The following is a 21,811-nucleotide window of genomic DNA, read 5'->3' as shown; positions in this document are numbered from 1 at the left end:
CCGTCGCCTGGCCGCATGCTACCAAGACTTGCGCAACTTCCAGGATCAGGGGCCTCCGGCATTCCTTCGACTAGAGGTCCGGCTTGGGGAGAGGCGCCGGCATCCAGTGCCGATCGCACGCCAATCCGGCCTTTTCGAACAAGCCGTCCCTTGCGGCCACGACGCGACGGTATAGGCCGTCGAGGTCGACGCCGACGAGCTTGCCATGGCGTTTGACGGCGCGGCCCGCAACGAAGACGGAGTCGACATTGCCAGGATGCGCGGATTCGACGATGTTTCCGTACGAATAGTTGAGCGGCATCATGTTGATATCCCTCGCGTTGAGCAGCACGACGTCGGCCTCCTTGCCCGGAACCAACGTTCCCACGCGGTCACCGAATCCGCAGGCAAGTGCGCCCTGTCGGGTGGCAAATCCGAAGACCTGTCGGCTGGTCAGGGGAATCGGGTCGAAGTCCCGGTTTTCTGCAAGGAAACGGCGAGCTTCATTGCCGCGCGTCGTGCTGAGGAGCAGGCGCATCGCCGCAAACATGTCGCCCGGGGCGGATGACACCACATCGACCGATAGGCTCGGCTCGTGCCCCATGGCCAGCAGGCGCAACGTCGGCGGGTCACCGAACCCCTCGTTGAGAGCGGTATCCGGCGCAAGCGAAGTGCTACCCCCACTGTCGACCAGCATGCGCAGCTCGTCGTCGGGGAGCGTGCAACAATGCACGTAGTTGGTGTTCTCGTACAGGAGCCCGCGAGAGTTCAACTGATGGATAGGCTTGCAGGCGGACCAGCGGCCGACGCCAACATGTACGGTGACCGGAATATCGAGTTCGCGCGCGAAGCGAAACTCGCTCTCGGTGAGGTCGATCGGCGTGAACTCCGGGCCGCGCGCCGCGAACGCCATGCGCAGCAGTTGGCGTTCGGAGGAGAAATGCTCGATACGCACGCGACGCACATCGTTGAGGTTGGACGGCTTGTCGTTGGGCGGGATCCATTCGTCATTGCCGTTGCCATACGCCCACACCGCACGAATCCCGGCGTCGCGCAAACCGGCAATAGCCGCGTCCGCGTGGTCGGGCGTGTTGTTGTTGTGCGACCAGTCGAGTAGTGTCGTGATGCCGGCATTGAGGCACTCTAGTGCGCCAAGGTAGTTGGCGAGCTGCATGTCCTGCGGGGTGTACAGCTTACCCATCGTCAACCGCATGCCAGTGTAGTACTGACCCAGCGTCCAGTCGGTGCCCACTGCGCGTAGCAGCGATTGCCACGTGTGCCTATGGCTGTCGACGAAGCCGGGGATGACGATCATGCCGTCGGCATCGACGATCTCGGCACCGTCGACCGGAATGTTGGGAGCAATGGCTGCGATACGAGTGCCTTCGATCAGGAGATCGCCGCGGCGCAGTTCACCAAGCTTCTCGTCGCCGGTAAGGATCGTGCCGCCGCGAAGCAGCGTCCGCTTTTCTTGCAGGGTCATGATGCGAGGTCTAGTTGGATTAGGGTGTGAAGCGACGTTGGCGACCCTCCCGCTGGGGGAGCGCCGCCAACGCCGTGAGATCATGCTTCGTATGGCTACTTCAACGGGCAGGAAGCCGCATAGGCATCGCCGTAGTCGTGTAGCACGCGCTCGCCAAGCTTCATCGTGGGCACGCCGTCCGCGGACTTCACGATTTCGCCAACGTACAAGTCCTGTATTGGGAAATGATTGTTGTTGAACCGGAAGTCCCCACGCACAGATTGGAACTTCGCCGACTTGAGCGCAGCAGCCATGGCCGCGCGGTCATCAATGCTGCCGTTCGCCTGTCGAATGGCTGCGTCAAGCATTCGACCGGCGTCGTAACCTTGGGCTGCGTAGGAGGATGGCGCGTACTTGTACCGTTTCTGGAAGGCGTCGATGAACTGCCGGTTGGCCGGGTTGTCCATTGAGGCGCCCCAGAACTCGGCGGTGCGCACACCCACTGCAGCCTCGCCCATGGCGCCAAGCGTGTTGGCATCGATCGTATAGGCCGTGTACAAGGGAACGGCATCCTTGAGACCGGACTGCGCGTACTGTTTGATGAACTGGATACCGAGCCCGCCCGGGAAGAATGCGAAGACCGCATCAGGCTTTGCCGTGCGAAGCTGCGCCAACTCCGGAGCGAAATCGAGTTGCGTCAGCGGCGTATAGATCTCGCCGACGATTTCTCCCTTGAATTTTCGCTTGAGCCCGGCCACAACCTCGCGGCCGCCCGGGAAATTGGGGACCATCACATAGAGTCGCTTAACCTGCTTGCGCTCAAGCGCGGTACCAACGGCTTCCGCGAGCGTGTCGCCTTGCCACGAACTCGAGAAAAAGTACTGTGAACAGGACGCGCCGGCGATTGCCGATGGCGCGCCAGCCATGCCGATCAGGATCGTTTTCTGCACAGCTGGCGTGAACACCGCGTTCAACACGTTCGAGAACGGTACGCCTACGATGAACTGGACCTTCTCCGACTCGATCAGCCGGTTGGCTTCCTGCCGGCCGATATCCGGCTTCTGCTGATCGTCGACCTTGATGACGCGTGTGGGCAGTCCACCCAGATTTCCACCGGCCTGCTCGATCGCGAGTTGGAAGCCGTCGCTCAACTGGTTGCCCATGGTGGCGTTCGTGCCGGAGAGCGTCCCGATGAAACCGATCTTCAACTGATCGGCCGCGTTGGCGGCGCTGTTGACGAGCATAGCGACTGCCAGGGCGCCGCATGCAATGCCGCTGGTTCGAAGGAAGTGCATTTTTGTCTCCTGTGGCCACTGGCCTCATTTTTGGGTCCTACTCTACCGCCCGCCTCATGCGTGCCTTTCGACAACGCCTTGGCAGATCGAAGCGCCACACCCGCCACAGAAGGCGTTCCCCATTGAGGTGTGGCACGGCGGATTGTTTCGCACCGCTGCGGTACGGTCAGGCGGCGTCTACCACTTGCTTGCGCAGGTACGGCTTCGGCATCCAATGCTGGTCATGAGGCACTCCCGCACGCGAGAACAGCCCGTCGCGCGCCGCATCCACCTTCTTGCGCAGCGAGGCCAGGTCTACACTGAGCAGCTTGCCCCCTCTCTTCATCGCTTTGCCAGCGACATAGACGCTATCGATGTTGCCGGCATGGGTCGATTCGATGATCGAGCCGTACGTGTAGTTGAGCGGCATCAGGTTGACTGCATTGGTGTCGATGAGCACAACGTCCGCTTGTTTGCCGGGCGTGAGTGAGCCAATCAGGCCGTCGTACCCGCAGGCCTTGGCCCCTTCAAGAGTGGAGAACTCGAAGACATCGCGACTGGTCAACGGGATCGGTTCCAGTTCCCGGCCCTGCGCTAGGGCTTCGCGCGCAGCTTCAGCGCGGGCCATGGTGAGAACAGTACGCATCGAACTGAACATGTCACCTGGCGCGGACGATGCTTCGTCGGTCGAAATGCTCGGCCGGTGGCCTAGCGCGAGCAGGCGTAGCGTGGCAAGGTCGCCTAGGCCCATGTTGAGTTCCGTCTCCGGAGAGATCGACGTCGTGCCACCCGTATCGATAATTAGTTGCATCTCGTCCCGACTGAGCATGTTGCAATGCACGTAGGTCGTGTCATTCGACAGCAGTCCGCGCCGGTGCAGTTGTTTCATCGGGTCGACGTGCCAGGAGCCAACGCCGACATGCATGGTGATCCTCAGACCGAGATCGCGTACAAAATGGAACTCCCGCTCGGTGATTTCGAGCGTAGTGATCTCGGGACCCCGGGCGGCGAACGCCATCGTCAGAAGCTGGTCGCTCGAAGAAAAGTACCGCGTCTTCATGCGCCGCACATCATTCAGGTCGGTGATCGTCATGTTGGGGGGCAGGTTGTCGTCATTGGCATTGCCGTAGCCCCATACCCCTCGGATACCGGCGTCGCGAAGACCGAGGAAGGCCTGCTCGGCGTGGTCCGGCGTATTGTTGTTGTGGCACCAGTCGTATAACGTGGTGATGCCCGAGTTCATCGCTTCGAGCGCACCAAGGTAGTTGGACAGATACATGTCGTCGGCACTGAGAAGCCGGCCGGCGATGAGCCGCATGCCAGTGAAGTATTGCCCGAGGGTCCAATCTGTGCCGGCCGCCCGCAGCAATGTTTGCCAGGTATGGCGATGACTGTCGACAAGGCCAGGCATGACGATCATGTTGGTCGCATCCACTACCTCGGCGTCGTCCGCCTCGATGCGCGGCGCCACCGCTTCGATTTTCGTGCCCTGCATCAAAACGTCGCCTATACGAAGCTCCCCAATCGCCTTGTCGTTGCTGAGGATGCTGCCTCCCCGGATCAACGTGCGCTTTTGCTTGTTCACAGTCATTCGAATGTCTCCTCTTGGTGTTATGGAACTCCGTGGCCGCCGTGACCAAAGTTGTCACCTAAACCACGCGTTGGTAGAATTGGACACTTGTCGCCTCGTCCCGGTGACCAACGGCCCGGCATTCTGCCTTCGGTCAACCATGTCCCCATTTAATGAGCCGTGCGCGGAACGGTCAATCTGTCGCGGAATGATGTTCCGTACATTAAAATTCACATTAGAGGGGCGGAACCGTGTCTTTCGTGTCGCGGAGCATTGCAGTTGATTTATGGCACCGGATTAGTGAAGCTGAGTTTCGCCCGCGTCTAAGCAAGGGAATATGTGGCCCTCTGGACGGGATGCAGCCAACTTGTGTACTGGGCTGTTTCTCCTAGTGACTTCCTATTCACGACGTCCGGCAACACATGTTCGGCTTGATGCTCCACGTGCATGCGCCCACCGTCCGCGCGGACCTCGAGCGGGCCTCCGTGCTTTCGCGAGCCCCCAACTTTAATGTGACGACTAATGCCTGTGATACACGTCGTCGCCCAATCCGGCCGCCGGAGATTTACGTCAGCATCAGACGACCCCTGAGGCACGGAACGCATCGATCTCCTCCGCCGCGTAGCCGATTTCCCGCAGGACCTCGTCGGTATGCTCGCCAATCGTGGGCGGCCGGGTGTCGATGGCCGGTGGCGTGCGGGAAAGGCGGGCTGGAGGCGAAACGATCGGTACCGGGCCGTGCAACCCCGGGTACTCGATCCAGGTGAACGCACCGGATGCGCGGATTGAGGGGTCCTCGAGCGCCTCGCGCGGTGAATAGACAGGACCGGCAGGGATCTTGGCAGCCTCGAGTTCGGAAAGCGCCGCTTCGCGCGTGCGCGACGCACACCATTCCGACATCATCTTGCTCAACGCGTCGCCATTCTCTCCGCGCAGGAGGTCGTCCGAGAATCGCGGGTCGTTCATCAGATCCGGTGCGCCAACCATGCGCGCCCAGCGTTTGAAGAGGGATTGGCCAATCACCTGCACGATGATCCAGCCGTCTGCGACGCGAAAAATGTCGGACGGGCCGGCGATCGGACTACGATTTCCGGTGGCCTGGCGGTTAATCTGAAGCGTGGCCTCCTCGATGAGCACTCCGCTCGAGAGATTCAGCGCTGTCTGCAACAGGGACGCATCTACCGATTGGCCTTTGCCGCTGCTACGACGTTCATATAGGGCCATGACGGTACCAAGCGCACTCGATAATGCGGTAGAAAAATCAACCACCGGCACCATAGCCTTCGTGGGACTGCCCGGTTGGCCGGAGATATGGACCGCCCCGCTCATCGCCTGGCCGATGCCGTCGAAGCCGACGCGGTGGCTCGCATCATCGTGCGTACCGAATGCCGTCGACGCGGTCAGGATGATATCGGGCTTGACGGCACTGATGGTCGTGTAGTCGAGACCGAGATTTGCGAGCGTATCTGGCGGCATGTTCGCGATCACGACGTCGGCCGTTTTTAGCAGACGCTGCACGATTCCCCGTCCACCGGGGCTGTCGACGTCAAGCGTGAGCGATCGTTTGTTGCGATTGACCTGCAGGAAAAATGCCCCTTCGCCAGTGTCGGTCACCGGCATGACGAAGCGATCTTCGCTACCGCCGACACGGTCAATGCGAATCACATCGGCGCCGAAGTCGGCGAGGAGTGCTGCACAGAAGGGGCCAGCGATATAACGGCCGAAGTCGAGGACGCGAATACCATCAAGTACCTTAGACATCATGTAATTTCCGTTGCCCTGGCGTTAGATCGCAACCTTCTGCGAGAATGCAGGGGCGCGCTTTTCTCGAAACGCCGCAACGCCCTCGATGACCTCGGGCCCGGAGAATCCGAGCATTTCAAGGGCAAGCGAAGCATCGAACGTCGGGCCCGCCTGGCGTAGCCAATTGTTCAGCGCGTATTTCGTCCAGCGAATCGCCGTCGGCGCCCCCTGGGCCAAGCGAGTCGCGATGGAAAGCGCGGTCTCCTGGAGCTCCGACTCGTCCACCGCGACAGACACTAGGCCCATCTGTTCGGCTTTTTCCCCACTAACCGGCTCGCACAACAGCAGGTGATACTTGGCTTTCGCCATACCGCACAATAGCGGCCAGACAATTGCGGCGTGATCACCGGCAGCTACGCCCAAACGCGTGTGTCCATCGACAAGTTTGGCTGTGCGCGCGGCGACGGGAATGTCGGCGAGCAAGGCGGCAACGAGCCCCGCCCCCACCGCGGAGCCCTGGATAGCAGAAACGATCGGCTTGGAACAGTTGACGATGTTGTAAACAAGATCCTTCGCTTCTCGCCAGACACGGGAACGCACTTCGAACGAGTTAATCATCGTTTCGACCATGTCGAAGTCGCCGCCGGCTGAAAAGGAACGTCCGGCGCCGCAAAGCAGTACCGCGCTAACTGTCTCGTCGGCATCGATATCGCGCCAGACGCGCGCGATCTCATCATGCCCGCGCTCATCGAGTGCGTTGAGCTTCTCGGGTCGGTTCAGTGTCACTCGCAGTACACCCGCTGCCGGACGGTCGAAGGCGAGTCGCGTGTAGGCTTTGTAGACAGGGTTGAAGTCGATGCCGTTCTCAGACATTTCATTTCCTTGAAGGATCGCCGTTGGATGCAGGGAGGGCGATCCGGGATGTGATGAAGTTAGCCGACAGATCGGCGAGAAGTAATCCCGCCGTCGACAGTGAAAATCGCGCCGGATGTGTAAGCAGACTTTTCCGAGGCGAGATAGACAAACAGGTCCGCGACTTCGTCGACCGTTGCAGCGCGACCAAGTGGATAGTTCGCGAGCAGTTCGGTATAGCGATCCGCGTCGCCGAGCAGGCGTTGCGCGTGCCCTTTTAGTACCTTGTTGATGCGATCGGTATCAACCGGCCCAGGGTTTACGCCGACCACGCGAATGTTATCGTCGGCGAGACTGCGGCCGCCCAGGGCTCGCGTAAACGCCATCAGTGCCGCATTCCCGGTCGTACCGGCAATGTAGTTGAAGTCGAAGTTCTCACCGCCGTTGCCAATGTTGTTCAATATCACGCCGCCACCTCGGGCCTTCATCACCGGGTACAGTGCGCGAGTCAGGTTGATGTACCCAAATACTTTCAATTCCCATCCCGCGCGCCAACGCTCCTCGTCGACATCCCAGAGGTTGCCTCCTGGAATGGCGCCTGCGTTGTTGACCATGACGTCAGTTGTCTCGCCGAACTGCGCGACTTCGGCCACAGCGCCGGGCAGCGTCATGTCGATCGCGAGGATGTCCGCCTCGACATCATGTTCCGCGGAGACCTTGCTTGCGATCGCGGCAAGCTTTTCCCCCGAACGCGCAACTAGCCGCAAATGGCAGCCTTCCCGGGCGAACGCCCATGCCAGACCTTCGCCAATACCCTGCGAGGCGCCGGTGATCAAGACGGTTTTGTCTTTAAGATTCAGGTTCATCTTCTCTTCCTCCCGGCGCTTTGACACCGAGTCGGTTCGTGAAAAGGCGGATTGCGCGTCAATGCTGCGCAGCGAGACGGATTTCCTCGATTGCAGCCGGATTGTCGAGCGATGACAGATCGCCCGCCGGCTGGTCGGTGTAGATGCTGCGGATGACGCGCCGCATAATCTTTGAACTCCTCGTTTTGGGCAGTTGGGTTACAAGATGCATCTGGCTCGGGCGAAACGGACGGCCCAGCCGCTCATCCACGTGTTGGGCTACATCTCGGCGCAATTTGACCTCGTCGCCATCCCAATATGGCGCCGGGATCAGGAATACGACGAGCTTCTGTCCCTTGACCGGATCGTCGACGCCGATGGCGGCCGCTTCGGACACCGCAGACAGCTCAAGAAGTACTTCCTCGATTTCCGCGGGGCCGACGCGCTTGCCCGCAAGCTTGATCGTGTCGTCGGAGCGACCGAGGAGAAAATAAGTGCCGTCTTCGCGCCTCATGGCGAGATCACCATGGACCCAGATGCCGGGAATTGCGTGCCAGTAGGATTCCAGATAGCGGGCGTCGTCCTGCCAGAACGAGCTAGTCATGCCCACGAAGGGCCGTCGAATCGCGAGTTCGCCCACCGCGCCGACAACAGGGTTGCCGCTTGCGTCGACGACATCGGCCTCGACCGACGGCGAGGCGGTGTTGAATCCGCCCGGACTGATCGGCCGCACCACCACACTCGATAGCAATGCCCCGGATACTTCTGTCCCGCCGGTGTAGTTGATCACAGGCCGATGTCCGCGTCCGAACGCGTGCTGGAACCAGGAGAAGTGCTCGGGATCGATACCCTCGCCGGCCGTGATCAGCAGACGAATCGACGATACATCACCTTGTGTCGCGATCCTTGCATTGGCGGCGAGACCACGAATCAGGGTCGGTGCGGAGCCGAAATGGGTCACGCGGTGACGCTCGATGAGCCGCGACATGCGCGACCAATCGGGAAAATCTGGGGCGCCGTCGTAACACACCAGCGTAGCGCCGCTTAGCAGCGCGCTCGACATGACCAAAGAGCCAGCGATCCACCCCATGTCAGCGGGCCAGCAAAAGACGTCGCCGCGGCGGACATCGAAATGAACGGCGGCGTCGTGAGCGATCTTCAGTGGAAAGCCACCATGGGTATGGACCGCGCCCTTCGGCTTTCCCGTGGTGCCCGATGTGTACACTATCATGAAGGGGTCGACTGGCGACATCCCCGCGGGCTCCGGCGACGGCGGCGCGGCCCTGGCGATGTCCTCCCATGCGACAACCGTCTCGTTGAAGGTGATGTCTTCGCCGGCATGCTTCCAGACAACCGTCTGGATCTCGGGCAATCTGGTCAGTGCTTCGGCAACTAACTTACGCGTATCGACCCATTTCCCCCGGCGGGAGAATCCGGTAGTCGCGATGAGCTTGCTGGTGCCGCACGATGAAAGACGGGACACGATTGCGTCGACGCCAAAGCCGCTGAACAACGGAACAGCAATGGCACCGTGCCAGGCTAAGGCGAGCATCGTGACCGTGGCCTCGACGCCATTCTCCATCAACAGCCCGACCCGATCGCCACGTTCGATGCCAATCAATGCCATGCCTGCGGCAAACGCCGCCACACGTTCCCTCAGTTCAAAAAAAGTTACGCGCTGTACGCTGCCATCCTCGCGCTCTGCAACGACAGCGGGGCGCTGGGCCATCTCGACGTCATCGGCCCACTTGAAGATCGACTTGACCCAGTTTAGGCGCCCCCCTGGAAACCAGTTGGGAAATTCAAGACCATTGGATGAGTCCAGATACGCGTCGTACTTGGTGTCCCACACCACGCCGCAGAAATCCAGCACGGTATCCCAGTAAGCCTCTGGCTGAGCATTGGAGAACGCCAGCAGTTCGTCGTAGCTGTCGAGACCAAGCCGCCGCATCAACGCAGTAACGTTTGACGAGGCAATATCGTCGGCCGTCGGTTGCCATGCATCCCTTAGATAGTCACTCATCGAAAATACACCTACAGAACACAAGATTCATTAAATGGAAAAGGGGCGACTATGCTATGCACCCCTGCCGGCAACGGCGTCTCCGACGCCTCGGCTCAGGGACTGATTCCTGAGATTTTCCCGCACCGCATCGCCGACTCCACGAGGACCACGCTGGCGTTGCCGCAGACGGTCACGCATACGACTTCGTGGCTACTAGCCGTCTTTGACTCGCTCTCGACGAGACCGCCGCACCGGGTCACCTTGTCACCAAAACGCGGGGCGGAAGGAATTGGAATTTGCCCGGGCCCACATACGTCTCGACGCCTCGATAGGGGACAGGATTTGACTACGTTGCCGATGCGCATCTGACTGGGCGTATCTCGTAGTGCAGGATCCTTGTAAACATTTCTCATTGCATGTCTCCGAACGTGGCGGCGCCACGTGTCGACCCGGCGCGTCTTTCAGACCAAAAGTCATTCACGGGCGGTTTCTGTTTTTCATCGTGCGCGACGCCTGATGGCAAGTCAATGTTCTCCCACATTGCGTTCCGTACTTTGAAAACTCTGGATTGAGCTGGGCTAGCCGCTCTGCATTGCCAGGGACCTCGTGTCGGGGCCACGCCATACACAGCGGTTTTTCGAAGTACGGAATGGTTCTTGACTTTGCATTGACGGAGGTATCGACGGACGTCCATTGTGGGAAAAGACAGATCACCCCCCTGTGCCTCGCGATCATTGCATTAGTGCTTCGCAACGCCCTTCTCCGCGAGGTCGACGAGGTCCAGCCCCACTAGCAGGAGACTTTCGCATGACCCAATCGTTACTTGCCCTTAAGCCTACAAAGCTATCATGACGATCGTTGGCGACATCGCGAGCCTGGACTTGGCAGGCTGGGTCCGCCCAGGCGACACCGTCGCCTGGGGGCAGTGCTCTGCGGAGCCCGTGACGCTCACGCGCCTGCTCATGGCACAACGCCACGCAGTAGGTGGGCGTTTCACTGTGTTCATCGGCGCCAGTTGGAGCGACACGCTGCAGCCAGCGTTCGAGGATGTGGTGGACTTCCGCTCATACTGCGGTACAGCTCAGAATCGGCAACTCGCCGAAGCCGGGGTTCTCGACATCTTGCCGGCTCATTATTCATCATTGGAGAAAGTGCTGACTGAAGGTCCGTCAAAGGTGGACGTGCTGCTGTTGCAGGTCGCGCCCCCGGATGCTGACGGCTGCTTCAGCCTGTCCGCGAGTCACGAGTATCTGGTGCCCCTTATCGATTCGGCGCGCGTGGTGATTGCGGAGGTCAATCAGCAGGCGCCATGGACCTACGGTCCACGGAGGTTGGTCAAGACGGACTTCGATCTGCTCGTTGAGTCGTCGCGGGCGTTGCCCGATGCGCCGGCAAGCCGAGCCGGGGACGTCGAGCTGGCGATCGCGTCGCATGTGCAAGGGCTCGTCGATGATGGCGCCACCGTGCAATGTGGCATCGGCGCCTTGCCGGAAACCGTGCTGGCAGCCCTGTCCGGTCATCGCGATATCGGGATTCACAGCGGCGCGATCGGCGACACTGTCGCGGAGCTAATGCGCCGGGGCGTGGTCACCAACGCCCGCAAAACGATCGACTTCGGCGTAACAATTGCCGGCACGATCATGGGCTCAGCGGACATTCATCGGTTTGCGCACCGCAATCGCGCTATCCAGTTCCGCGCCACGAGCTATACGCACGACATTCGCGTGCTCGAATCGATTGACCGGTTTGTGGCGATCAATGCGGCCATCGAAGTCGACATAAGCGGACAGGTCAACGCGGAAGTCGCGGGCGGACGGTATCTCGGCGCCGTCGGCGGCGCCATGGACTTCCTGCGTGGGGCGCGGCGTTCGCGTGGCGGCCTGCCGATCGTGGTACTGCCGTCGCGTGCTGGCCGGCATGCCCGGATCGTACCCAGGATTGCGGGACCGGTTAGCACGCCGCGCAGCGACGCCGCAATCATCGTGACCGAGTACGGCGTCGCTGACCTACGTGCGCTCACTCTTGCACAACGTATCGACGCGATGATCGCGATCGCGCATCCGGAGGATCGCGACGAACTTGCGCGCGCCACAGTGCCGGGCGCGCGGAAACCCACATTCAAGGAGATTTCATGAGACGAGCTGCCATTGTGGCACCCGTGCGCACCCCCGTCGGCACATTCGGCGGCAGTTTGCGCGGGGTTCCGGTTGAAGCGCTGACGAGTACCGTCATCCAGGCGGTACTAGCGCGCTCTGGCATTGATCCGGCGCGCATTGACGACGTGGTGTTTGCGCAATCGTATGCCAACAGCGAAACGCCTTGCATCGGCCGCTGGGCCGCATTGCACGCCGGGCTGCCGATCGCGGTGCCGGGCATGCAACTCGACCGACGCTGTGGAGGCGGCCTGCAGTCCATCGTTACTGCCGCGATGATGGTTCAGAGTGGAGCCGCCGATGTCGTTCTCGCAGGTGGAGTCGAGAGCATGAGCAATATCGAGTACTACTCGACCGACATGCGCTGGGGCAAACGCTCCGGTTCGGCGCGCCTGCTCGACCGGCTCGAACGTGGACGAGAGCGTTCGCAGCCTGAGGAGCGCTTCGGCTACATCTCCGGAATGCTAGAAACAGCCGAGAACCTCGCGCGCGAGTACGGCATTTCCCGGGAAGAAGCCGATGGGTTCGCCGCCCGGAGCCACGCGCGTGCGGCGGACGCCTGGGAGAGTGGGCGGTTCGACGATGAGGTCGTACCGGTCTCAATCCCGCAAAAGAAGGGTGACGAGCTGCTGTTTGCGCGTGACGAAGGTATCAGGCCCGGGACCACTGTGGAGTCGCTTTCCAAGCTGCGCCCGATCAGCAACGGTGGAACTGTGACGGCCGGAAACGCGAGCCAGCAGAACGATGCCTCAGCCGCGTGTCTCATCGTCGCCGAGGACAAGCTCGACGAACTTGAACTGTCGCCGATGGGGTACCTGGTCGGCTGGGCTGCGGCAGGGTGCGAGCCTTCGCAAATGGGCATTGGTCCCGTGCCTGCAGTTCAACGCCTGTTTGCGCGCACCGGATTCTCGTTTGATCGGATCGATCTTGTCGAACTCAACGAGGCGTTCGCCGTTCAGGTGCTCGCGGTCCTCAAGGGGTGGAAATGGAACGATCAAGAGCGGTTGAACGTCAATGGCTCCGGCATTTCGCTCGGCCACCCTATTGCCGCGACTGGGGTGCGCATGCTGGCTACGTTGCTGCATGAGCTGCGCCGCCGCGGAGCACGTTACGGCTTGGAATCAATGTGTATCGGCGGTGGGCAGGGCATGGCAGCAATCTTCGAGGCCGTGTAGAGACGCGTGCCTCTCGAGGTGTGAACAGAGGAGTGAGATTTTGAAAATACATGTCCCAATCAAGCCGGTGGTCGACTCTGATGTAAAGGTCCGCGTGATGGCGGACGGCGTGGGCATCGACCTCGCCAACGTCAAGATGGCGCAAATTCGTCGAAGCGCAGCTTTACGTGGCAGTTGGCATCTCCGGCGCGATCCAGCACCTGGCAGGCATGAGGGGCGCCAAGGCGTTCGTCGCGATCAACAAGGTCCCGATGCGCCCATCTTCTCCGTGGCCGACTATGGCCTCTGCACGGATCTGTTCGAGGTCGTCCCCGACCTAATGGTGCGCCTGTGAAATTTGGTGCATAGCACACGCCGCGCGTCGCGGACGGGCCCTGAGGTTCCATTCAAGTTGTATTTACGGCGCAGAAAAAAGCGCCCTAGCCCACCCTAGATTTTGGAGACAAACAAACATGAGCAATTCCGCAGGTATGGAGGGTAGCCTCGAGCGGACAGGTTCCGAGCCGGCCCCGATGGCACGCGCGATCTGGTCGGCTTCGATCGGGACGGCCTTTGAATGGTATGAGTTCGCGCTATATGGCTCCTTGGCGTCCGTGCTGGCCCAGAAGTTCTTCTCGGGCGTCGACGCCAATACAGCTTTCATTTTTGCATTGCTGACGTTTGCAATCGGCTTCATGATGCGACCTTTGGGCGCACTTATCTTTGGCCGAATTGGCGACAGGATCGGGCGCAAGCGCACATTCGTCGTGACGATAAGCATGATGGGCCTAGCGACCGTCGGCGTAGGGTTGCTTCCGACATATGCAACGATCGGCATCGCCGCCCCGATTGCGTTGATTTGCATGCGCGTGTTTCAGGGGCTCGCGGCGGGCGGTGAATATACGGGCGCACTGACGTATGTTGCCGAGTACTCTACTGGGCGCCAGCGTGGCCTCAATATGTCGTGGACGACTGCATCGACTACCGCTGGCCTACTGATGTCGTTCCTCGTTATCCTGGGTGCCCGGGAGATCTCCGGCAGCGCCTTCGATGTGTGGGGGTGGCGCATACCGTTCGTCGGTTCGATCTTGCTGTTGGCTATTTCGCTCGGCCTTCGTCTGAAGATGAAGGAATCGCCCGCATTTGAGAAGTTGAAGGCCTCGAGAAAACTATCTAAGGCGCCCATCAGGGAAGCGTTTCTCGACCCTGTGAATTTGCGCCGCATCGTCGTAGCCTTCGCGCTCTGTGCAGGCATGACTGCGATGTACTACATGGCGGCCCTGTATCCGACCTACTTTTTGACGCAGACGCTGAAAGTCGATCCCAAGACCGTCAATACCGTGGTGCTGTTGGCGACGGCTGCCTGCCTACCTGTATTCCCCTTGTCGGGATGGATCTGCGATCGCATCGGACGCAAGTACTCGCTGCTCATCGGCTTCATGGTGACCGCGGCGATTGTAATGCCTACTTACAAAGGGCTGGCACATTACGCCAATCCGGCACTCGCTTCAGCGCAGGCGAACGCACCGGTCACTCTGCAGACGAATCTGGACAGCTGCTCACTGATGTTCAATCCGGTTGGCAATCGGAAATTTACGTCACCATGCGACGTCTCAAAACAGCTACTGTCTAGTGCCGGCATCAGTTATTCGCTGGCGGAAGCCCCTGTCGGTGGGGCGACAATGATTCGGGTTGGCAGCGGCATTGTCGAGGCGTACGACGCAGCCGGCCTCTCCGCGGACGAGGCCAAAGTGCGGAGCACGGGCATGTCTACCGACCTGCGAAAGCTCTTAATTGATCAAGGCTATCCAGAGAGAAGCGATCCTTCCGCGTTCAACGGCATCATGGTCTTTCTGCTGTTGGTAATCTTCTTTAGCTTCGCGATTCTGTCAGTGATGACAGTGGGTCCGGCGCTTGTCGAGATGTTCCCGACGCGAATTCGATACACGTCGATGTCGGTCCCGTACAACCTGGCCACGGGCTGGGTTGGAGGATTGCTACCGACCTTCGTCTTTGGGATATCAGCGCAGACCGGCAGCATCTTCTCGGGCCTTTGGTATCCGATCTGCTGGACGATTGTTTCGCTACTGGCTTTGATCTTCTTCAAGGAAACGCGCGACATCGACATCACCGCCCAGGATTGAGAGACTTGGGGCACCTGAGCACGACGCATTCCGGGGCCTGTCAGTTTCTTTGTGCGCAGGACAGTTAAAGGCTCACCATCATTTCGTCCGGTGAGCCAGCATTATCTCAACAATGTGGATGTGTGAACCGTTCCTCGTAGAGGATCCCAAACTGGTTCATGGCAGCCTTCCAGTCATGCGTTGAATTGCCCCACTTCCCGGTGATGTTGCGCAGGGCCAGCCACAGTAGCTGGTCGCCGCCTCATCGCTGGGGACGTTTCCGAAGGGGTAGCGAGACTCCCCATGCGGCGAAAGAACAACGTTGGATTTGACGCGAAGCGGGCGCAATGTGCAGCGTGTCTTTGGCTGCTATGAATGAGGCTGTCCTCTCGCCGCGCCATCCTCTTTGCCCTAAGCCGTCACCCTGGCAGGGAACTCTTCACGGCCCGTACTATGGCTTGAACGCTGAGTTCGACGTCTGCCTCAGTAGTTGCCCAATTCGCAACGCTGATGCGCATTGCGGGGCGGCCTTGCCACAGCGTCCCCCCACACCAGCAGACGCCTTCAGCCTGGAGCGCATTGATCACTGCTCGCGTCGCCTCGGGCGATCCAAAGGATACGAGCACCTGATTAAGCACGACATCATTGAGTATTTCGTATCCGTGGCTCGAAAGACCGTCAGCGAACTGCCGTGCAAGGCTGCAAAATTGTCCAACGAGATCTGAAATGCCGTCGCGACCGAGGTGCAGCAACGCAGCCCATATCTCGACGCCGCGCGCTCGTCTGGAGGATTCCGGTGTGTAGTGGGAGGGTTCACGCCCATCCTCGACGCCCTCTGATAGGTACGCCGCACTCGCTGACATTGCTGCCCGTAGATCCGCTGCGTTTCGAACAAGGACGATGCCACTATCATAAGGAACATTGAGCCACTTATGACCATCCGTCGCCCATGAATCTGCCTCAGCCAAGCCGGCTGTCAACGCACCGAAATCCCGATTCGCAAGTGCCCAGAGACCGAAAGCACCATCAACATGGACCCAGGCACCGAACTCTCTTGCACGACGACAGACTTCCGCCGCCGGATCGAAGTCACCGGTGTTCACGTTACCAGCCTGGATGCAGACAATTGTACGGCTATCGAGCGCCGGCATACTATCGACTTTGAGCCGCCCGCGGCGGTCAGTCGGGACCCGAATAACACGTTCGCGTCCGAGGCCGAGTAACGAAAGCGCCTTTAACACCGTCACATGAACTTCTTCACTAACAACAACGCGGAGTTCGGGCGCGCCATAAATTCCTTTAGCTTCCACGTCCCAACCCAAACGCGAAAGAAGCGCGTGGCGTGCGGATGCCAGCCCGGTAAGGCTGGCCATTGACGCGCCACTGACAAACGCCCCTGCGACTCCTTCTGGCATACCGAACAATTCGCGTAGCCATTGCAACGACACGTCTTCTAGAGTCGCCGCAATCGGAGAAGTCCATCGGAAGCATGCATTCTGGTCCCACGCCGTCGCAAGCCAGTTCGCCGCAACGGTAGCTGGCAAAGCACCGCCTATCACCAGGCCAAAATAACGTCCACCTACGGTGGCGACAGTCGCAGGAGATCCGATCTCATCGAGGCGCCGTAGGACTTCGATCGAGTCAACGCCTTTTTGCGGTAGTGCATGCCTAAGTTCGTCGAGACGGCGTATGGCCTCGGGTGAGGCTATTACCGGCCGACTTTTTACTGACTGCAAATATGATGTAGCTCTTTCACAGGCGGCTTGCAAAACTCTGTATACCGACGAGTCTTCCATAGAAACTCCATATCTTTCCGGTGTACTAGACGCGCGCGTTTGATTCTGGCGCCGTTTTCTGCGCCCCTGGCCTCAACCACCGTTCCGTCGCACTGACATTGGAAAAGCGCTTGAAGAAGGATACGGGAAATACAAGTAGCTACCCGGCAGCGTCCTATCTATTTAATGCTTGCGCCGCGAGCATGTCGGACAAGGCGCAGCAACCAACCCGCACACGACTCCAAGTACTCGTCAGCTTTTCGCCCTGGGTATCGAATGCCTAGTTTGATTGTCAACTCTTGCCCGTTAAACCACGACTCCACTCCCTCCAAGGCTTCGTCATCATCAAGCATGTTTTTCATGTTCTCTGAATGCCTATTATTCTGTATTTGCTCATGACCGGCATGCACAATCTGCTCCTAGAAATCATCGGCCGCCGTTGATGCGGCTTGAGGGAGAGAGGAATACTGTTAGGTGGAATGTCTAGTTCTAGGCTCAGAGTTTGGCGAAACTCTGGCCAGAGGTTGGCGATGCCATATTGCCTAGCCATCTATTGGAATATGTTTTCGCAGGCTATGTACGGCTGCGGTACGAACGAAGCCACGAAAACTGCAGTATCGACCCCAGCACAAAAATACCCAGCCACGCCGCAAGCGCGCCACGTACGATGGGGGACTCGGGACCACTCGCTATGGGATGACTAGCCGGTAGCCGCGTCAGCGTCTCATTGATCCCGGGGACTAACAACAGAAAGAAGCTGAACGTGAATGCGAACTGGGAAAGGTATCGCCGTGCACCACCCAAGAACCCTATCCGCGGAACGAATAGGCCGCCCAATACCGCAATAAGTGCCGCGATACCCAGTGCGTGGCCAACATTGAAGCCGCCTGTACTGGACAAGCCAAACGATGTGAGTACCGAGACCACCATTCCGGTCAAGTAGATCTTGGCGGACTGGGTAGTGCTCTCAATTCTTTGGTATCGGGCGAAGCTATAGAGACCCGCAGCGAAGGTCGCCAAGCTGAGAATGGTGTGACCCGCGCCCAACGCGGAAATGGGATGAGGCATAGGACAATGACTCCTTCTGAAGGTAAAGCCCTGATCGCCGTAACGCTGGCGGCTGGACGAATGCAGGGCGGCAATTATTGTTTCCCAAACAAACAACCGACTAGTTGGTCGATAAAACAACTCAAAAAATGAGCGCCGTAGCGCCCGCCTCCATGAGGGATGCTCAACTCAACGCGCTCAAGCGACCAATTGCCACTCGCGAAATGGCCTGAAACGAGTCCGCGTTGCCCAAGGCCCGTGCGGTCAACATCGCACCGTGTACCGTAGACATAAAGGTCTGAGCCTCGACAAACGCGCTGTCGCACAGCTTGAACTGAGACCTTGCCACCCCACTGTCCAGAACTGTCGCTATCCAAGTCGTCAAGTCGTCGAAATAACCTCTAACCTGATCCACGATCTCTTGCGGGATCATGGGCAATTCTGCGGCGAGCATGGCGCAAATACACATTGTCGATGTGCCATCGCGGATGCATTCCGTCCAATAGTTGACGTAGGCCATCAATCGCGCCAAGGGATCCTCAATATTCCGATCGAGAGCCGCCAATCCTTCCCGAGCCTGCTGGCGGTGTCGCGTGACCACTGTCAACACCAAGTCCGCTTTGCTCGGAAAATGATGATGAATGCTGGGCTTGCCGATGTGCACCAGTTTGGACAGATCCGCATAGCTGAACCCGTGATAGCCGCCTGCGGCGAGCAGTTGCTTAGTGTGCTCTGCAATTTCGGTCGCACGGGGAGACAGATCAGCGCTCATGCCTATTCATTGGAGGGACTCATAACGCAAGAACAATGTTTCATGCGCGCACTTGGTATCTATACAACATCAACCAATCTACTAGTTGGTCGGGTTCGTGTCAATCCTTCGAGCGCAGTTATTGAATGCAGGGATAACGTCGCCCGGCCGCTAGGGCGGCCTTAAGCATCCAGACGCAGAACTGGCGGGATGATCGATCGGTGCGCAGCTGCTCGACCAGTGTAGCCAGGACGGAATTGTCGAGCGATTGCACGGCATACCACAGGCCCACACGTCGCGACACTTCGAAGCCCAGATAGGCCGGATCTCGACACCCGGACGGCCGCGCACCAAGGACTCAGGCGCCACGCAAGCCCCCAATCCTGCGGAGACCAAGTCTATGGCCAAGCATAGTGTTTCCGCGTTCGCCGCGGGCACGCTCGCCGCCGCGCCATAGTAGGGTAAGAGCCGCCGGCGCGTCGGATGATTCGGATAAACGATCCACGGCAAGGCGCAAGCGCCGCAACCCGCAGGGGCCGTCAGTAGATAGGACTCGACGAACAGTTGCAAGAACAGTTCGTCCTCGCAGCGCCCGTCTTCGGTCGACAGGCGGGCGTCTCCCTTGCAGCGATCGAGCAGATTGATGCAAAGCGCTTGCATCGCTTGTCGCGCAAATCAAGGCACAGCGACGCGCCTTCCTACTTCACGCGACAACCTGACAGGCGTGCCGCCCCAGGGTTGTAGCCCCCAACTGAACGCTTGACGGCGCACCACAGCCCGGCGAGTCATCCAAACGCCCCACGCGCCGCCAAAGCTAGTCGCGCTGCTGCATATGGCCTCCCCAATTGCCTGCACCCTGTTCCAGTACGCCTGAGGCGTACATCACTCAAGACCGCTAGCAGCTCCTCCCACCAAGCGGCAACTCGCGTGCATGTGCCCCATGCATCTCTTGACACTCGGTTCTGATGAGTTATTATCTATTATCTATTATCTATCAAATACGGAGCAGCCCATGACCCAAGTGACCGTTACCCTCGACGGCGCCACTCTCACTCCCGACGAAGTGATCGAAATCGCACGCAACCATGCCCGAGTTGAGTTGTCCGCGCACGCCCGGCGAGCACTTCGCACGACACGCGCTCACATTGAGGAGAATTGGCTCAACGATTTCGCTCCCCTGATGTACGCGTTCAATACTGGCGTTGGAAGTCTCAAAAATCGACGTATTGGAAGCGAAGAGATCTCGGAATTTCAGAGGAATCTTGTGCGCTCTCACTCTGCAAGCACTGGGGAGCGCATGCCATCCGAAGTCGTACGGGCCATGATGGCCATGAGGGCCAACGCCTTCGCCAGTAATCACTCAGGTGTTAGAGAGACGATTGTTGATAGGCTGCTCGCGATGCTGAATCACGACATCATCCCCGTCATCGCGGCCAAAGGAAGCGTAGGAGCGAGTGGGGATCTCGCGCCGCTCGCCATCATGAGTGCCGCGCTCATGGGCATGGCTGAGAGCAAGGTCGAGTTCCAAGGCGACGTTATCCCAGCCTCAATCGCTTTCGAACGTGCGGGGTTGGCACCGACCATGGATGTGCACGCAAAGGACGCAACGGCTCTCATCAATGGATCCACAGCTTCCCTAGCCTATGCAGTCTTGGCCGCACACGACGCACGGTCACTATTGACCGACGCCACTATCTCGCTAGGCATGACACTTGAGGCATTGCGCGGAGAACTGTCCTGCTTCGAAGACCGCGTCATGCTGGCTCGACCACATCGTGGTCAACGGCGCGTCGCCGCCGCGATACGCAATGTCGTTTCGGGCAGCGGTCGGTGCACAGAAGCGGCCCGACAAGTTCAGCTCCAGGCCTCCCAGGAAGCTGTGATTGAACCCCGCATTCAAGACGCATATTCCTTACGCTGTGCGCCGCAGGTCTATGGACCTGCGCTAGACGCACTCGATTACATCGATACCATTCTCAAAGCGGAAATGAACAGTGCAACGGACAATCCGTTGATATTTTCCGACCTAAAGGGAGGATACGATGTAGTTTCGGGTGGCCATTTCCATGGCCAATATATTGCGCAAGCAATGGATCTTCTTGCCTTGGCAGTAACTGATGTAGGCGCTATTTGTGACAGGCGGAGTGCCCGCCTCATCGACCCCGCTTGCAATTTTGGCCTACCTACTAACTTGATCGCTCAGCGGGCCGGAATAAACACTGGCTTCTCAGTTGTGCAAAGCATGGGTACGGGTCTTACTCTCGAAAATGTAGGACTATGCAGCCCCGCCAGCACAATTAGTTTGCCAGCAAAGGGAAACACCGAAGATCATGTGAGCAATTCTTGCTTTGCCGCCCGTCGGACTCGGACGGTAATTCAAAATACGCAGGCGATTGTCGCGGCCGAGCTGCTGATCGCCGCACAGGCGTTAGACCTGTCTGAGCCCCGTCTTAATGAATATCCACTTGGAATTGGTACCGCGGTAGCGCTTCAGGCTCTTCGGGAGAAAGTTCCAGCGACACTCGAAGACGACAGATGGGTGTATGACGATTTGGAGGCAATAAAAGCGATGGTGATCGATGGCACGTTTAGAAATGCTGTCGAGTCCGTTTGCGACCTTCTATTTTAATGACACCTTAATTAACCTCAGTGCGAGCTTCAGATGGATGCTTCAACAGATCTGACATTGCAGGAGCGGATTGCAAAGATAGTGGCCGATCGCATCGTCAAGGGTGAATTGATGCCAGGAGAGTGGTTACGCCAAGACACGATCGCACACGAGTTCGCCATCAGTCATGTACCAGTGCGTGAAGCATTTCGTCGACTCGAATCGCAGGGACTCGTGCTCAGCGAACCCCGCAAGGGCGTCAGAGTTGCGCATCTCGACGAAACATCCATCGTGGAAATCACAAGGATGCGAGCAGCATTGGAAACCTTGGCGCTGCGGGTAGCAGTACCGCTTATCAGGGACAGTGATATCGCTGACGCAGCCACAGCAATCGAACGCGGCAACCATGCCTCGGATATCGAGGAATGGGAAAGCTGTAACCGCGCTTTTCACGGAGCATTGATATTGAT

The 21,811-nt window shown here is 59.0% G+C and carries 15 protein-coding genes and 2 pseudogenes; 7 read left to right on the top strand and 10 right to left on the bottom strand.

The genetic code is table 11. From position 1 onward, the window contains the following. Nucleotides 1-70: 70 nt before the first annotated feature. The 7 genes from AB4Z48_RS35110 to AB4Z48_RS35080 all read right to left on the bottom strand — a co-directional run bounded on the left by AB4Z48_RS35110 (nucleotide 71) and on the right by AB4Z48_RS35080 (nucleotide 9,748). On the bottom strand, nucleotides 71-1,462 hold the full coding sequence (locus AB4Z48_RS35110) for an amidohydrolase family protein (RefSeq protein ID WP_441622615.1): 1,392 nt from the start codon (nucleotides 1,460-1,462) through the stop codon (nucleotides 71-73). A 95-nt stretch (nucleotides 1,463-1,557) separates the two neighbouring features. After that, nucleotides 1,558-2,736: an ABC transporter substrate-binding protein gene (locus AB4Z48_RS35105; protein WP_441622613.1), complete on the bottom strand. Its 1,179-nt coding sequence runs from the start codon at nucleotides 2,734-2,736 to the stop codon at nucleotides 1,558-1,560. 166 nt (nucleotides 2,737-2,902) lie between these two features. Further along, entirely contained in the window at nucleotides 2,903-4,306 is a 1,404-nt protein-coding gene (locus tag AB4Z48_RS35100; protein ID WP_441622611.1) for an amidohydrolase family protein, read from the bottom strand. Nucleotides 4,307-4,861: 555 nt separating this feature from the next. Continuing rightward, nucleotides 4,862-6,049, bottom strand: coding sequence for a CaiB/BaiF CoA transferase family protein (locus AB4Z48_RS35095; RefSeq protein ID WP_441622609.1), 1,188 nt, complete (start codon nucleotides 6,047-6,049; stop codon nucleotides 4,862-4,864). A 21-nt stretch (nucleotides 6,050-6,070) separates the two neighbouring features. Further along, nucleotides 6,071-6,901, bottom strand: a complete 831-nt coding sequence (locus AB4Z48_RS35090) for an enoyl-CoA hydratase/isomerase family protein (RefSeq protein ID WP_441622607.1) — start codon at nucleotides 6,899-6,901, stop codon at nucleotides 6,071-6,073. 59 nt (nucleotides 6,902-6,960) lie between these two features. Then, complete coding sequence (locus AB4Z48_RS35085; protein ID WP_441622605.1) at nucleotides 6,961-7,746, bottom strand: SDR family oxidoreductase; 786 nt, start codon at nucleotides 7,744-7,746, stop codon at nucleotides 6,961-6,963. 58 nt (nucleotides 7,747-7,804) lie between these two features. Beyond that, nucleotides 7,805-9,748, bottom strand: coding sequence for an AMP-binding protein (locus AB4Z48_RS35080; RefSeq protein WP_441622603.1), 1,944 nt, complete (start codon nucleotides 9,746-9,748; stop codon nucleotides 7,805-7,807). 830 nt (nucleotides 9,749-10,578) lie between these two features. Here AB4Z48_RS35080 and AB4Z48_RS35075 point away from each other — a divergent pair. From AB4Z48_RS35075 to AB4Z48_RS35060, 4 genes and pseudogenes are all read left to right on the top strand, one after another. Further along, nucleotides 10,579-11,865 (top strand): acetyl-CoA hydrolase/transferase family protein, encoded by a 1,287-nt coding sequence (locus tag AB4Z48_RS35075; protein WP_441622601.1) that lies wholly within the window; start codon nucleotides 10,579-10,581, stop codon nucleotides 11,863-11,865. Next, nucleotides 11,862-13,058, top strand: coding sequence for an acetyl-CoA C-acetyltransferase (locus AB4Z48_RS35070; RefSeq protein ID WP_441622599.1), 1,197 nt, complete (start codon nucleotides 11,862-11,864; stop codon nucleotides 13,056-13,058). The genes AB4Z48_RS35075 and AB4Z48_RS35070 overlap by 4 nt, the downstream gene beginning before the upstream one ends. 143 nt (nucleotides 13,059-13,201) lie before the next feature. Then, a pseudogene (locus AB4Z48_RS35065) lies at nucleotides 13,202-13,392 on the top strand (FAD-binding protein); the annotation flags it as partial. Between the two features lie 118 nt (nucleotides 13,393-13,510). After that, nucleotides 13,511-15,181, top strand: coding sequence for an MFS transporter (locus AB4Z48_RS35060; RefSeq protein WP_441622597.1), 1,671 nt, complete (start codon nucleotides 13,511-13,513; stop codon nucleotides 15,179-15,181). A 106-nt stretch (nucleotides 15,182-15,287) separates the two neighbouring features. Here AB4Z48_RS35060 and AB4Z48_RS35055 read toward each other — a convergent pair. Continuing rightward, nucleotides 15,288-15,442, bottom strand: a pseudogene (locus AB4Z48_RS35055) (IS256 family transposase); the annotation flags it as partial. Nucleotides 15,443-15,579: 137 nt separating this feature from the next. Then, nucleotides 15,580-16,956: a pyridoxal phosphate-dependent decarboxylase family protein gene (locus AB4Z48_RS35050; protein ID WP_441622595.1), complete on the bottom strand. Its 1,377-nt coding sequence runs from the start codon at nucleotides 16,954-16,956 to the stop codon at nucleotides 15,580-15,582. An 846-nt stretch (nucleotides 16,957-17,802) separates the two neighbouring features. Between AB4Z48_RS35050 and AB4Z48_RS35045 the strand changes: the two genes are divergently transcribed. Further along, nucleotides 17,803-18,135 carry a hypothetical protein gene (locus tag AB4Z48_RS35045; RefSeq protein ID WP_441622593.1) on the top strand — a complete coding sequence of 111 codons (333 nt, stop codon included), beginning with the start codon at nucleotides 17,803-17,805 and terminating at the stop codon, nucleotides 18,133-18,135. Nucleotides 18,136-18,166: 31 nt separating this feature from the next. Here AB4Z48_RS35045 and AB4Z48_RS35040 read toward each other — a convergent pair whose 3' ends face one another. Beyond that, nucleotides 18,167-18,754, bottom strand: coding sequence for a TetR/AcrR family transcriptional regulator (locus AB4Z48_RS35040; protein WP_441622591.1), 588 nt, complete (start codon nucleotides 18,752-18,754; stop codon nucleotides 18,167-18,169). 991 nt (nucleotides 18,755-19,745) lie between these two features. Between AB4Z48_RS35040 and AB4Z48_RS35035 the strand changes: the two genes are divergently transcribed. Continuing rightward, the gene (locus AB4Z48_RS35035; protein WP_441622589.1) at nucleotides 19,746-21,362 is read left to right on the top strand and encodes an HAL/PAL/TAL family ammonia-lyase; all 1,617 of its coding nucleotides are present in this window, start codon (nucleotides 19,746-19,748) and stop codon (nucleotides 21,360-21,362) included. A gap of 33 nt (nucleotides 21,363-21,395) precedes the next feature. Continuing rightward, the coding region (locus tag AB4Z48_RS35030; protein WP_441622587.1) for a GntR family transcriptional regulator at nucleotides 21,396-21,811 on the top strand (416 nt) is incomplete at its 3' end.

Source organism: Cupriavidus sp. 2TAF22, assembly GCF_052115045.1.
GTDB lineage: Bacteria > Pseudomonadota > Gammaproteobacteria > Burkholderiales > Burkholderiaceae > Cupriavidus.
Note: the sequence above shows the minus strand (reverse complement) of the source record. Positions and strands in the feature narration are given on the sequence as shown.